Origin of the sequence: Vibrio sp. nBUS_14 (assembly GCF_051201655.1) — a bacterium.
GTDB lineage: Bacteria > Pseudomonadota > Gammaproteobacteria > Enterobacterales > Vibrionaceae > Vibrio.
In genome coordinates this window covers 780,156-794,230 of sequence record NZ_CP179207.1, presented here as the reverse complement: position 1 = coordinate 794,230, position 14,075 = coordinate 780,156, and the positions used below count along the sequence as shown (strand labels likewise).

The 14,075-nt window shown below is 45.4% G+C and carries 5 protein-coding genes, 4 tRNA genes, 2 rRNA genes and 1 pseudogene; 5 read left to right on the top strand and 7 right to left on the bottom strand.

Annotated features, from left to right (window positions below; all coding sequences use genetic code 11):
• Positions 1-567: 567 nt before the first annotated feature.
• The gene (gene grxB / locus ACMAZD_RS21110; RefSeq protein WP_435250476.1) at positions 568-1,200 is read left to right on the top strand and encodes a glutaredoxin 2; all 633 of its coding nucleotides are present in this window, start codon (positions 568-570) and stop codon (positions 1,198-1,200) included.
• Between the two features lie 109 nt (positions 1,201-1,309).
• On the opposite strand, the gene ppsR is transcribed toward grxB, so the two are convergent.
• Positions 1,310-2,143 (bottom strand): posphoenolpyruvate synthetase regulatory kinase/phosphorylase PpsR, encoded by an 834-nt coding sequence (gene ppsR, locus ACMAZD_RS21105; RefSeq protein WP_435250475.1) that lies wholly within the window; start codon positions 2,141-2,143, stop codon positions 1,310-1,312.
• Between the two features lie 178 nt (positions 2,144-2,321).
• On the opposite strand from ppsR, the gene ppsA reads away from it, so the two are divergent.
• From ppsA to ACMAZD_RS21085, 4 genes and pseudogenes are all read left to right on the top strand, one after another.
• The gene (gene ppsA / locus ACMAZD_RS21100) at positions 2,322-4,694 is read left to right on the top strand and encodes a phosphoenolpyruvate synthase (RefSeq protein WP_435250474.1); all 2,373 of its coding nucleotides are present in this window, start codon (positions 2,322-2,324) and stop codon (positions 4,692-4,694) included.
• A 207-nt stretch (positions 4,695-4,901) separates the two neighbouring features.
• Positions 4,902-6,236 carry an MATE family efflux transporter gene (locus ACMAZD_RS21095; protein WP_435250473.1) on the top strand — a complete coding sequence of 445 codons (1,335 nt, stop codon included), beginning with the start codon at positions 4,902-4,904 and terminating at the stop codon, positions 6,234-6,236.
• A 964-nt stretch (positions 6,237-7,200) separates the two neighbouring features.
• A pseudogene (locus tag ACMAZD_RS21090) lies at positions 7,201-9,308 on the top strand (LruC domain-containing protein).
• A 12-nt stretch (positions 9,309-9,320) separates the two neighbouring features.
• Positions 9,321-9,788: a hypothetical protein gene (locus ACMAZD_RS21085; protein ID WP_435250472.1), complete on the top strand. Its 468-nt coding sequence runs from the start codon at positions 9,321-9,323 to the stop codon at positions 9,786-9,788.
• 231 nt (positions 9,789-10,019) lie between these two features.
• On the opposite strand, the gene ACMAZD_RS21080 is transcribed toward ACMAZD_RS21085, so the two are convergent.
• From ACMAZD_RS21080 to ACMAZD_RS21055, 6 genes are all read right to left on the bottom strand, one after another.
• Positions 10,020-10,110: transfer RNA gene (locus tag ACMAZD_RS21080), tRNA-Ser, on the bottom strand.
• A gap of 105 nt (positions 10,111-10,215) precedes the next feature.
• Positions 10,216-10,331 (bottom strand): 5S ribosomal RNA (gene rrf / locus ACMAZD_RS21075).
• A 146-nt stretch (positions 10,332-10,477) separates the two neighbouring features.
• Positions 10,478-13,371: ribosomal RNA gene (locus ACMAZD_RS21070) — 23S ribosomal RNA — on the bottom strand.
• 404 nt (positions 13,372-13,775) lie between these two features.
• Positions 13,776-13,851 (bottom strand) — tRNA-Val (locus tag ACMAZD_RS21065).
• A gap of 25 nt (positions 13,852-13,876) precedes the next feature.
• A tRNA-Lys gene (locus ACMAZD_RS21060) sits at positions 13,877-13,952 on the bottom strand.
• A gap of 2 nt (positions 13,953-13,954) precedes the next feature.
• Positions 13,955-14,030: transfer RNA gene (locus ACMAZD_RS21055), tRNA-Glu, on the bottom strand.
• Positions 14,031-14,075: the final 45 nt, after the last annotated feature.

Here is a 14,075-nt window from a genome sequence, read left to right as displayed (position 1 = left end):
ACGACAAACAACTGGATTAGTTGATTAGAGAGTCATCTGTTTAAATCCGCGTTCGATATCTATAGTACTTATTTAATTTATTGAAGGTATGTAAAGTGTTTTCAGTTGATGATCGCGTTTTAGCAACATAAGGTGTTGAACTTGGTGAAATGGTAGTGACTGGCCTAAGCGCTGGTGGCGGCTACGTTCACGTTACAACTGTAGAAGGCGCAATGACGCTTACTTACCCAGTGCAAGATCTTAAAAAAGCATAGTCTAACCACTCTGCTCTTTTAGTAGTCACTCTGCTAAAAGTAACAGAATTGAGGCCTTGGCTGCTTTACTCTTCTGCATTAGAGTGAGCAGCCAGGGCCTTTTTTATATCTGCTACTCCCCGCCAAGCTCTCCACAGTTTTAGTCATTGCAGCAAAGCCGAATCCGACGGACAATAGAATGAATCAAAGCATAACGACACCAAGCACTTATTGCCGGTTAATACGCACTCTCTATTGATGCTTAGTGTTTACAGAAGTTTCTGGTACATTAGCATCATCTTATGCTTACAATGACCATGAACTGAGGGAAGCTATGAAGCTTTATATTTACGACCACTGCCCTTTCTGTGCACGAGTCGCCTACATTGCTCAATCTCTAGGCTTAAACATCGAACTTGTTTCTGTGGATTATGATGATGCCCAAACTCTTATCGATTTACTCGGTAAAAAGATGGTACCTGTATTACAAAAAGACGATGGCTCTATCATGGCTGAGAGCCTAGATATCATCGCTTACTTCATGGACTTGAAATCAAGTGATGAGCAGCGTGTACCATCAGAGCAAGTAACGCTGTTCCAAACTCGCGCATTCCCGCTAAGCCAGCGCATTGGCCTACCACGTTGGTGGAAACTGGACCTTGCCGAGTACCAATCACCAGCAAGCAAAGAAGCATGGCGCGCAGCCAAAGAAACCGAAGAGCTCAACTTCGACAAGCTGATTGAACAAACACCGCAGTTTGTTGAACAGATTAACCCGCTTCTGAAAGATGCAGAGCTACTACTGAACTTAGAAAACGGTGAGTCTTCGCTGCCACTTATCGATCAAGCGGTGTACTTCTCTATGTTACGAGGCTTCTGTGTTGAACCAAGTATCACATGGCCACCAGCGCTTGAACGTTGGTTAGAGAAGCAAAGCGAAACACTTAAACTGTCTCTGCTTCGTTAATTCGTTAATTCGTTAATTCGTTAATTCGTTAAAAAATAACAAGTAACAAATAAAAACGAGAATCTCACCAAATGAGATTCTCGTTTCTTTATACACTTAATTCCCTTTATCAGAGCAAGCGTCTTCTTAACCCTGTACGCTCCAAGATTCGTGTCGAAATCTCTTCAACAGACAGTGACGAGGTGTTGATGTATGGAATGGCTTCACGTCTGAACAAACCTTCTACCGTTTGCAGCTCATACAAGCATTGAGAGTCACTCGCGTACTCACTGCCAGCCAATCGATTTTCACGAATTTCGGTCAGCCTTTCCGCATCAATTGTCAAACCAAACAGCTTATGGCGATAAATCTCAAACTCCGGTAACAACCTTAAGCGAGCAATATCATCGTGGATAAACGGATAGTTTGCGACTCGTAAACCAAACTGCATTGCCATGTACAAGCTCGTTGGCGTTTTACCGCTACGAGAGACACCCAACAAGATAATGTCTGCCTCCTCCAAGCCTTTTAAGGTAATGCCGTCGTCGTGCGCTAACGTGTATTCGATAGCAGCAATACGGTCGAAATACTTCACCGAGTCCTTGTTTACACTACGTGAGCGTTGCAGCTTAGGAGTCGGCGCCATATGGATGTCATCTTGTACTTTCTGCACAATACTCTCTAACACGTCATAACAGTGTGCAGGCGCATCTAGCAACTTGAGTTTTATCTCCGGAATCACAATCGAGAAGAACACCAAAGGTTCATGCCCTGTTGCTCGATATGAAATCTCGATCTCTTTTAATAAATCAGAAAGTTTGTCTTCACTTTCGACAAACGGAAAGGTTTTCTCATTAGCTTTGAATGGGAATTGGCCTAGAACAACATGCCCTAAAGTCTCACATGTTATGGCCGTTCCATCAGAAACATAGAATACATCACGACTTTGAATATCAATTTGCATTTTTTATTTAATGTTTAAAATTATTTTGATTAGGATGGGAACCATAATATATATAACGAAACCCTGCTGACTATTACGTCCCCCACAGCTTTTAAAAATAATTTACATTTTTTTAAACTGATACGTAATCGTTTGCCTTTAAATCCCTACAATGCTTGCTATGTTTCTGGAGAAATAAATGCAAAATAACACCCTATGGTTCAATGGCCTTTCCATGGAAGATGTCGACAAAGTCGGCGGTAAGAATGCTTCACTTGGCGAGATGGTTTCTAACCTAGCCAACGCTGGCGTATCAGTACCTAATGGTTTTGCTACCACATCTTATGCGTTTAATAACTTTCTTGACTACAAAGGTCTTGATGAGCGCATTCACCAACTCCTTGATGAACTTGATGTTGAAGACGTTGATGCACTGCGTAAGACAGGTGCAACGATTCGACAATGGGTTCTAGACGCACCATTCCCAGAATCACTAGAGCAAGACATCCGTGATAACTACCGCGAACTGATTGAAGACAACGAAGAATTGTCTGTTGCGGTTCGTTCATCGGCAACGGCTGAAGACCTTCCAGATGCTTCTTTTGCAGGCCAACAAGAAACCTTCCTTAACGTGAAAGGTATCGATGCAGTTATCGAAGCGACTAAACACGTGTTCGCTTCCCTGTTTAACGACCGTGCTATCTCTTACCGAGTACACCAAGGCTTTGACCACCGAGGTATTTCATTGTCTGCGGGCATCCAGCGTATGGTTCGCTCAGACAAAGCTTCTTCAGGAGTGATGTTCACACTTGATACTGAGTCAGGCTTCGACCAAGTGGTATTTATCACCTCTTCTTGGGGCCTAGGTGAAATGGTCGTACAAGGCGCGGTGAACCCAGACGAATTCTACGTTCATAAGCCAATGCTAGAGGCTGGTCACTACCCCGTTGTTAAAAAGACGTTTGGTTCTAAGTTGATCAAGATGATCTACTCAACCAACCAAGAGATCGGCAAGCAAGTTGATATCATCGATACTGATACTCAAGAACGCAACGACTTCTCACTGAACGATGAAGAGATCAAAGAGCTAGCAAAACAAGCGATGATCATCGAGAAGCACTACCAACGCCCTATGGACATTGAGTGGGCAAAAGATGGCATCGACGGCAAACTTTACATCGTTCAAGCTCGCCCTGAAACCGTATGTTCTCAAAGCGACCAAAACGTTATCGAGCGTTACGAGCTAAACAACAAGGCGGATGTCTTGGTTGAAGGCCGTGCTATCGGTCAACGTATCGGTTCTGGCCCTGTTCGCTTGGTTGATTCTCTAGACCAAATGTCACTGGTTCAAGAAGGCGACGTGCTAGTAACTGACATGACAGACCCAGACTGGGAACCTGTGATGAAGAAAGCGTCTGCGATTGTGACTAACCGTGGCGGCCGCACTTGTCACGCAGCAATCATTGCTCGTGAGCTCGGTATCCCTGCAATTGTTGGTTGTGGTACCGCGACAAGCAGCCTAAATGACGGCGACACCGTAACAGTGTCATGTTCAGAAGGCGAAACAGGTTACGTTTACAACGGCGAACTCGACTTTGAGATCAAGCGTTCTGAAGTTGATGAGCTACCAATGCTGCCAACCAAAGTAATGATGAACGTGGGTAACCCAGATCGTGCCTTCGACTTCGCTCAAATTCCAAACGAAGGTGTTGGTCTTGCTCGTCTTGAATTCATCATCAACAAGATGATCGGTATTCACCCTAAAGCTCTGTTGAACTTCGAAGAGCAAACGGATGAGATCAAAGCAGAAATCAACCAGCGTATTCGTGGCTACAAAGATCCTATCGATTTTTACGTAAGCAAGCTAACAGAGGGCATCGCGACTATCGCGTCTGCATTCTGGCCTAAGCGTGTGATCGTACGTATGTCTGACTTCAAGTCGAACGAGTACAGCAACCTTGTTGGCGGTAAAACGTTTGAACCACATGAAGAGAACCCAATGCTGGGCTTCCGTGGTGCATCTCGTTACATATCTCCAGTATTTGAAGACTGTTTCGAGCTTGAAACTCAAGCGCTAAAACGCGTTCGTAACGAGATGGGACTGAAGAACGTTGAAATCATGATCCCTTTCGTTCGTACTCCAAGCGAAGCGGCATCGGTTATCGACATTCTGGCTAAGTTTAATCTACGCCGTGGCGACCAAGGTCTGAAAGTCATCATGATGTGTGAACTTCCATCGAATGCGATTTTGGCTGAGGAATTCTTGAAGTACTTTGATGGGTTCTCTATCGGTTCGAACGACATGACACAGCTGACACTTGGCCTAGACCGAGATTCAGGTGACGTTGCTCACTTATTCGACGAACGTAATCCAGCGGTTAAAGCGATGCTGAAAATGGCAATCGATGCAGCAGCTAAAGCGGGTAAATACGTAGGCATCTGCGGCCAAGGCCCATCTGACCATGACGACCTAGCCGAGTGGTTAATGGAACAAGGCATCAGCTCTGTTTCACTAAACCCAGATACGGTTATCGACACGTGGTTGAAGCTAGGTAACGTTGCTAATAAGTAACGCTTAGCTCAACAAGTAAATACAACGAAAAGTAGACATTACAAAGCCAGTCATTGGGACTGGCTTTTTGTTCACCGAAAGCCAACAAAGATAACCTGCCTATCATAACAAACATTGGTATCGCGCTGACCTTGCGTTATCCTTTACACAATTCTTCATTGAGAGGTTTGTCATCACAAGCCTAACTTCAAGACCGATAAGAGTGTTATGAATTCTATTACCGCAACTCCCTCGCCTTCTCTTGGCCGACAACTCTATACAATGACATGGCCAATGCTGTTTGGGGTACTTTCCCTAATGAGTTTCCAGCTTATAGACAGTGCTTTTATTGGCCAGCTAGGCGTGCTACCGCTCGCTATTCAGGGCTTCACGCTTCCAATACAGATGATCATCATTGGTATTCAAGTCGGGCTAGGTATCGCGACGACCGCGGTAATCGCTAGAGCCATTGGCGCGAATGAAACGCGCTACGCTAAACAACTCGGTGGATTAGTGATTGCGATGGGCAGTGTGAGTGTCGCGCTTTTCTCCGTCATCATCTATCTGTTACGTGGGCCAATTCTACAGTTATTGGATGCGCCACCGACGGTATTACCAATCATTGATTCTTACTGGATCTATTGGCTAGTCAGCTCTTGGACAGGTGCATTGCTCTACTTTTTCTACAGTGTGTGTCGTGCCAATGGCAATACCATGCTGCCCGGCTCAATGATGATCGCGACCAGTATCATCAACTTAATATTGGACCCTATTTTCATCTTTACGCTCGACATGGGCATCAATGGAGCCGCCATTGCGACCATCTTGGCATTCGGTGCGGGTATCTTTATCGTTGCTCCTAAGGTGACTAAGAAGCATTGGATGACGTTCGACTGGCACGATCTTGACATTGGTAAGAATGTTCGATCTATTGGTAACATTATGGGGCCAGCTATGATCAGTCAGCTGCTGCCACCGGTTTCATCAATGTTCGCCACTAAGCTACTTGCTGGCTATGGCACCGCTGCCGTTGCAGCTTGGGCGCTGGGTTCACGTTTTGAATTCTTCTCGATTGTCGCTGTATTGGCACTAACAATGTCGATGCCTCCAATGATTGGCCGCATGCTAGGAGAGAACAACCTCGAAAACATACGCAAGCTCGTTAAGATTGCAGTGATGTTCGTATTGGGCTTCCAGTTGGTGATTGCACTGGTGACTTGGTTATTCTCTGGCGGACTAGCAAACCTGATGACCAGTGAAAGCGAAGTCTCGACGATTTTAAACTACCACCTACTGATCGTGCCTATTAGCTTAGGGCCATTAGGGATCTGTATGCTGATGGTTTCTGTCTCTAACGCATTAGGTAAGTCTTATACCGCATTAACGATTTCAACACTGCGTCTGTTCGCTTTCTTCTTGCCTTGTTTATGGATTGGCTCTCATCTGGCTGGAATTGAAGGCCTATTCTGGGGTGCCATGGTCGGTAACGTGTTTGCAGGAACCTGCGCATGGTTTATGTACCAACGCGCTTTAGGCCAAGTTGAAGCTAAAATTACCAGCTAATCCGCTAGCAAGCTTTTAACTTTTAGTTGTTAAATACAAAAAGCAGCCACTCGGACTGCTTTTTCTTACCTTTTTACGATTTATGGCTCGCCCAAATACGACCTTTTACGAGTAGCGCACCTTACATAACACCTTACTTCTACATAAAGGGTTTCGTTCTTTCTTGAATTCAGGTTATTCACGACCAAATTTATAAATCTTTTATAGTCAAGACGTTAACTCAATTATAATAAGATCCACACAAAAATATGAATAAAACCTATTACTATGTGAAGTTATCCTCATAAACAATCGCAGCGGCATCCCTTCTGAAAGATTTAAAATAGCCAGCTTTAAGAGTGGGTGCTTGATCAAAAAGCGCGCACAGCTTCTCCGACACCTGAACAATTAGATCAGGGTAGAGTGTCGGAAGTAGGAATACGTATCCAAGATAATGTAGAGAAAAATTAGGTCGCATTTCCTGAGTATGAGAGTAAAAATGCCTTTCCAACGAAGGGGCTACCGTTAAAATACTGACATCAATAACAGCGAAGTCGTTTGCACTCGCAGAGCAGTGTTTGAAGTAGAGAACTTCCAAAGATTAAGCCCGGTAGTACTTGAGACTGGTGTGATAGACATTCTCGCTATAGTGGAGTGCAACTAATACATAGTTTAAGACTGCGCTTATGCTGGCAATATTATTTAACACTGTAGGCATTATTATTTTCTTCCAGCCCTTTTCGAATGCGCCCAGAAAATATTCCTTGCATCTCTACAATATAAAACTGAGCATTCAAAAACGATATTTGATTGCTTCGTCGAAACCTTATTCAGCGTGTTAATGAATCTTTTTCCTAAACTGCTACTCATATTGACATGCATATTCTAAAAATAACAAAACCAAAAAAAATTTCATTATTTTCAATACTTTATTAATGGTATGATTTTTTCATGTAATTCTCCACACATTGTTAAGGGGGTTACCATGAGAAGAATATCATTACTACTCGGGTCTATTTTATTAGGGACTAGCGCACATGCCGCACCGTTTGATACATGTCCAAGTAAAGCATACCTATTCCAATCCACCCCACTCAAATCTATGGGGTTAACCTTGTAACCGGCTCAACGGTATTATTACAATCAGACACGGAAATACCAGGAAACGTCAATGCAGTTGGTTTTAATTTCACCGACCGTTATCTTTACGGCTATGATACAACCGAAAACCGCGTCGTACGATTGGGGCAGGACTTTCAAGCAGAAGTATTAAATGTGTCAGGCTTACTTGGCACCGGGAATCACTTTTTCGTTGGTGATGTTTACGATCACGTTTACTATTTATACAGAAAAAATAAAGGTGTCTATAAAATAGATTTATTACCACTCGACAGCGATCCAAATGCGACGCTATCACTGGTCCAAGTGAACTCTACCGCAACGCTTACTATTGCTGACTTTGCATTTCATCCCGATAACGGCAACATATATGCGGTAGATACGAATACTGGTCGTCTCTATAGCATAGATCGAACTAGTGGCTCAACGACACTGGTCGGTGACACTGGTGTAACAGGCAGCTTTGGCGCAGCTTACTTTGATGTCGAAGCCAATCTATACGTGTCACGTAACTCCGATGGTAAAATCTTCCGAATGGACTTGTCAGCGGCGAATCTCGCTTCAGGAAATGTACCTGCCGTCGAATTCGTTTCTAATGGCCCTGTATCCAATCAAAACGATGGTGCCCGCTGTGCCAATGCTCCGATTATCGATCCCAATGAACCGATTGACTTTGGTGATGCACCAGACACCTACAGTACGAGCCTTACATCGAATGGTCCTCGCCACGAAGTTGATGGTGTCACTTACCTCGGTAGTGTCGCACCTGATGGCGATGTTGGCGGACAAGTCGATGATAATGCCGTCGACACGGCCGATGAAGAAGGGGTCGGCTTCGTATCTGTCCTCGACCCAGGCCTAAGCTCTGTTGTTGAGGTCACAGCTTCCACGACTGGCTATTTATCCGCGTGGTTTGACTGGAACCGAGATGGTGATTTTGATGACGCTGGTGAGCAAGTCTTCACTGATAAGCTACTTGACGCTGGCAGCAACACTCTTCCATTTATTGTATCTGACTCTGCAACTGCAGGCTCAAGTTGGAGCCGGTTCCGCTTTAGCCAACAAACCGGCCTTAACTATACTGGTGGCTCAACATCTGGTGAGGTAGAAGATCATCCAATTACTATCACAGGGAATGGTTACTCCGTTGAACACTTCCCGAGTGTCGACATCTATGCTTCCGTCGCTTACGAGGATAACTGGCCTTACACTGCGGATTACGACATGAATGATGTTGTTATGGACCTCCAAATAACAGAAACAACGCTCGCCGGCCATGTTGAGATTATAAAAATCTCAGGCAGGTTAGCTGCCTATGGTGCCAGCTACAAAAATGGTTTCGCGATTCGACTACCAGGCATCACTCGAAGTAGTATTGAGAATGCCTTAACAATCTTAAAATTTGATGGGGTAGCTCAAGCATCGAACGGTCTTGAATCTATCTCCGATGAAGCGATATTTATTATCGACGAAGACATGAGTATTCATGCCAGTGCAAGTAGTGGTTGTGACTACTTCAGAACTGAATTGGGTTGTGATACCAGTGCCTCGCTGTTCAACTTTTCACTCGATATATACTTTACTGAAGACTCGGATCGCTCCGCCGTTACCAACATGCCGTATGACCCGTTCATCTTCGCAACACCAAGTACTTATCATGGAGAAGGGCTCCCATTCCAACCTGGACGAACATTGGAGATTCATTTACCGGGGCAAGCACCAACGGAACAATTCGATGTCAGCTTATACGGTATCGGTGTTGACGCGAGCTTGAACGGTTCAAACAACTACTTTAAAACTGCAACCTACCTTCCTTGGGCACTACTCATCGTTGAAGATTGGGAATGGCCACTTGAACGCGTTGACATCGTCGAGGCCTACCCAGAGTTCCAAGTTTGGGCAGAGTCCGGAGGAACGACAAGTCAAGATTGGCACCAATCGCCTGCCGCTAACAAAACTTACGACCAGCCATAAAGAGAGGACATAATGAAATATTTAATTGCAATGATTATTGGCTTAGTACTTCTCGCATTGGCTGCATGCGGGGGTGGTGACGGCTCTGACGGAGACTCCAGCAATGAGGGCAGTTCCACTCCACCTCCAGTAGCTTTTGTCGAATCAGATGAGGTACCAAGCATGCATGATTTAGTTGTGCCTCAGGACTTTGACTACAACCCGGTAAAATCTGGCACACTGAGCGTAGATATAAGTAGTTTTTCAACACAACGTGCACATTTGAGTTTGTACAAGCAATTCGAAGAGGACAGCTCTGGAAACTATAAAGCAAGCTACTCAAGTAAAGTCGCCTCTATCCCGTTACAAGATGGCAAGGCAGATTTTGAATTTAATGTATCTGATAGCCAAGGAGACTTACTGGCAGAGATTTGGTTTTACGACGGTACTAAACCAATCAAACAAGTTATCACTGCAAAAGACTCAAACTTGATACTGTAACCTGTATATACCGGGTGGGCTATACAGCCTCTACTTCAACTAAAAAATCGCATCGTTCTTAAGAACATGCGATTTTTTGTATCTTGCAAAAACCTCGCGCTCGCCAAACTTTATCAATTATTGAACACAGAGCAAAACTTTATTCGGAAATCTGGATTCAAATGGAAAATTGAATCATGTGGATTTTAGATATGAAAAAGCCCGCTGATTTCTCAGCGGGCTTTTCAATGGTGGTGGAGGGATAGGGATTTGAACCCTAGAACCGCTATTAACGGTTGCCGGTTTTCAAGACCGGTGCTTTCGACCACTCAGCCATCCCTCCAACAAATTGTCATCAATAGATTAGTACACTAATGATGTTGTTAATTGCTAATGCAAGTAACGATATCTTTTGTCTTCACTTTTAAAAAGTGAAAATAAATTTAGAGCCTGGCGATGTCCTACTCTCACATGGGGAAGCCCCACACTACCATCGGCGCTATTGTGTTTCACTTCTGAGTTCGGCATGGAATCAGGTGGGTCCACAATGCTATGGTCGCCAAGCAAATTTTGCTTTACTTTCAGTTTTTAAAACTGAAGGCAAAATAATCTGGAAAGCTGATTCTCTATTCAATAGAGCGATAAAAGTTGTATCTCTTCAAACGCATTCAAGGTCTGTCTTTGAGTCCACAAAACCCCTTGGGTGTTGTATGGTTAAGCCTCACGGGCAATTAGTACAGGTTAGCTCAATGCCTCGCAGCACTTACACACCCTGCCTATCAACGTCGTAGTCTACGACAACCCTTTAGGACACTTATAGTGCCAGGGAAAACTCATCTCAAGGCTCGCTTCCCGCTTAGATGCTTTCAGCGGTTATCGATTCCGAACTTAGCTACCGGGCAATGCCATTGGCATGACAACCCGAACACCAGAGGTTCGTCCACTCCGGTCCTCTCGTACTAGGAGCAGCCCCTTTCAATTTTCCAACGCCCACGGCAGATAGGGACCGAACTGTCTCACGACGTTCTAAACCCAGCTCGCGTACCACTTTAAATGGCGAACAGCCATACCCTTGGGACCGACTTCAGCCCCAGGATGTGATGAGCCGACATCGAGGTGCCAAACACCGCCGTCGATATGAACTCTTGGGCGGTATCAGCCTGTTATCCCCGGAGTACCTTTTATCCGTTGAGCGATGGCCCTTCCATTCAGAACCACCGGATCACTATGACCTGCTTTCGCACCTGCTCGAATTGTCATTCTCGCAGTCAAGCGGGCTTATGCCATTGCACTAACCACACGATGTCCAACCGTGTTTAGCCCACCTTCGTGCTCCTCCGTTACTCTTTGGGAGGAGACCGCCCCAGTCAAACTACCCACCAGGCACTGTCCGTAATCCCGATTCAGGGGCCAACGTTAGAACATCAAAACTACAAGGGTGGTATTTCAAGGACGACTCCACCACATCTAGCGACGCAGTTTCATAGTCTCCCACCTATCCTACACATGTAGGTTCAATGTTCAGTGCCAAGCTGTAGTAAAGGTTCACGGGGTCTTTCCGTCTAGCCGCGGGTACACTGCATCTTCACAGCGATTTCAATTTCACTGAGTCTCGGGTGGAGACAGCGTGGCCATCATTACGCCATTCGTGCAGGTCGGAACTTACCCGACAAGGAATTTCGCTACCTTAGGACCGTTATAGTTACGGCCGCCGTTTACCGGGGCTTCGATCAAGAGCTTCGACCGAAGTCTAACCCCATCAATTAACCTTCCGGCACCGGGCAGGCGTCACACCGTATACGTCATCTTACGATTTTGCACAGTGCTGTGTTTTTAATAAACAGTTGCAGCCACCTGGTATCTGCGACTCTCGTCTGCTCCATCCGCAAGGGACTTCACTGATAAGAGCGTACCTTCTCCCGAAGTTACGGTACCATTTTGCCTAGTTCCTTCACCCGAGTTCTCTCAAGCGCCTTGGTATTCTCTACCCGACCACCTGTGTCGGTTTGGGGTACGATTCCTTACAATCTGAAGCTTAGAGGCTTTTCCTGGAAGCATGGCATCAATGACTTCACTACCGTAGTAGCTCGACATCGTATCTCAGCGTTAATGAAAGTCCGGATTTACCTAAACTTTCCGCCTACATACTTGAACCTGGACAACCGTCGCCAGGCCCACCTAGCCTTCTCCGTCCCCCCATCGCAATTGTAAGAAGTACGGGAATATTAACCCGTTTCCCATCGACTACGCCTTTCGGCCTCGCCTTAGGAGTCGACTTACCCTGCCCCGATTAACGTTGGACAGGAACCCTTGGTCTTCCGGCGAGGGAGTTTTTCACTCCCTTTATCGTTACTCATGTCAGCATTCGCACTTCTGATACCTCCAGCAGCCCTTACAGACCACCTTCAACGGCTTACAGAACGCTCCCCTACCCCACATACCCTAAGGTACGTAGCCGCAGCTTCGGTGTATAGCTTAGCCCCGTTACATCTTCCGCGCAGGCCGACTCGACCAGTGAGCTATTACGCTTTCTTTAAATGATGGCTGCTTCTAAGCCAACATCCTGGCTGTCTGAGCCTTCCCACATCGTTTCCCACTTAGCTATACTTTGGGACCTTAGCTGGCGGTCTGGGTTGTTTCCCTCTCCACGACGGACGTTAGCACCCGCCGTGTGTCTCCCGGATAGTACTTACTGGTATTCGGAGTTTGCAAAGGGTTGGTAAGTCGGGATGACCCCCTAGCCTTAACAGTGCTCTACCCCCAGTAGTATTCGTCCGAGGCGCTACCTAAATAGCTTTCGGGGAGAACCAGCTATCTCCAGGTTTGATTGGCCTTTCACCCCTAGCCACAAGTCATCCGCTAATTTTTCAACATTAGTCGGTTCGGTCCTCCAGTTGATGTTACTCAACCTTCAACCTGCCCATGGCTAGATCACCTGGTTTCGGGTCTAATCCTAGCAACTGTACGCCCAGTTAAGACTCGGTTTCCCTACGGCTCCCCTAAACGGTTAACCTTGCTACTAAAATTAAGTCGCTGACCCATTATACAAAAGGTACGCAGTCACACCACGAAGGTGCTCCTACTGCTTGTACGTACACGGTTTCAGGTTCTATTTCACTCCCCTCACAGGGGTTCTTTTCGCCTTTCCCTCACGGTACTGGTTCACTATCGGTCAGTCAGTAGTATTTAGCCTTGGAGGATGGTCCCCCCATATTCAGACAGGATATCACGTGTCCCGCCCTACTCGATTTCACTGATTATGATGTGTCGGTTACGGGGCTATCACCCTTTATTGCGCCACTTTCCAGAGGCTTCACCTGCATCATTAAAAGCTTAAGGGCTAATCCAATTTCGCTCGCCGCTACTTTCGGAATCTCGGTTGATTTCTCTTCCTCGGGGTACTTAGATGTTTCAGTTCCCCCGGTTTGCCTCCTGTTGCTATGTATTCACAACAGGATACGTGCTTATGCACGTGGGTTTCCCCATTCAGAAATCCCAGACTCAAAAGGTTATTACTACCTAATCTGGGCTTATCGCAAGTTATTACGTCTTTCATCGCCTCTGACTGCCAAGGCATCCACCGTGTACGCTTAGTCACTTAACCATACAACCCGAAAGGGTTTCTATTTGCTTTCACTTTAAAAAGTGAAGACAAATAAGCGTATGGCAACTAACCAAGGTTTTTGGTTGTCATTAAGAAGGGTTAATTCTTAATGACTGTTTGCCGGACTCAATTTACTTTTTGTTTCCACTTTTTAATAAAAAGTAGAATAAAAAAATGAACAATCATTTCTGATCGTTCGAATACAAGACACTTGAATGTGTTTATTGTGTTTATACTGTTCTTATTAACTAAGAGCAGATAAACATTGAGAACTTTTAAATTTGATTTGAATTACTCGTAAGTAATCAAATCAGTCAGCTTTCCAAATTGTTAAAGAGCAAGAGTTATAAGCGTTAAACTTTTAAACCCATTTTTAAATACTCTCTTACGAGAATACTTAAAGATGGTGGGCGATACCGGGCTCGAACCAGTGACCCCCTGCTTGTAAGGCAGGTGCTCTCCCAACTGAGCTAATCGCCCCAAATTTTATTTCCTTGGGAGGAAATGGTGGGTCGTGCAGGATTCGAACCTGCGACCAATTGATTAAAAGTCAACTGCTCTACCAACTGAGCTAACGACCCAATGGTATCCCGTAGGGGAGTCGAACCCCTGTTGCCGCCGTGAAAGGGCGGTGTCCTAGGCCTCTAGACGAACGGGACACTGCTAATTTATCTCCACTTTAAAAGTAGAAATAAACTTCGAAG

Coding starts and splice junctions, on each gene's coding strand:
- ppsA (WP_435250474.1), top strand. CDS start 2,322: ATGCAAAATAACACCCTATGGTTCAATGGCCTTTCCATGGAAGATGTC.
- grxB (WP_435250476.1), top strand. CDS start 568: ATGAAGCTTTATATTTACGACCACTGCCCTTTCTGTGCACGAGTCGCC.
- ACMAZD_RS21095 (WP_435250473.1), top strand. CDS start 4,902: ATGAATTCTATTACCGCAACTCCCTCGCCTTCTCTTGGCCGACAACTC.
- ppsR (WP_435250475.1), bottom strand. CDS start 2,143: ATGCAAATTGATATTCAAAGTCGTGATGTATTCTATGTTTCTGATGGA.
- ACMAZD_RS21085 (WP_435250472.1), top strand. CDS start 9,321: ATGAAATATTTAATTGCAATGATTATTGGCTTAGTACTTCTCGCATTG.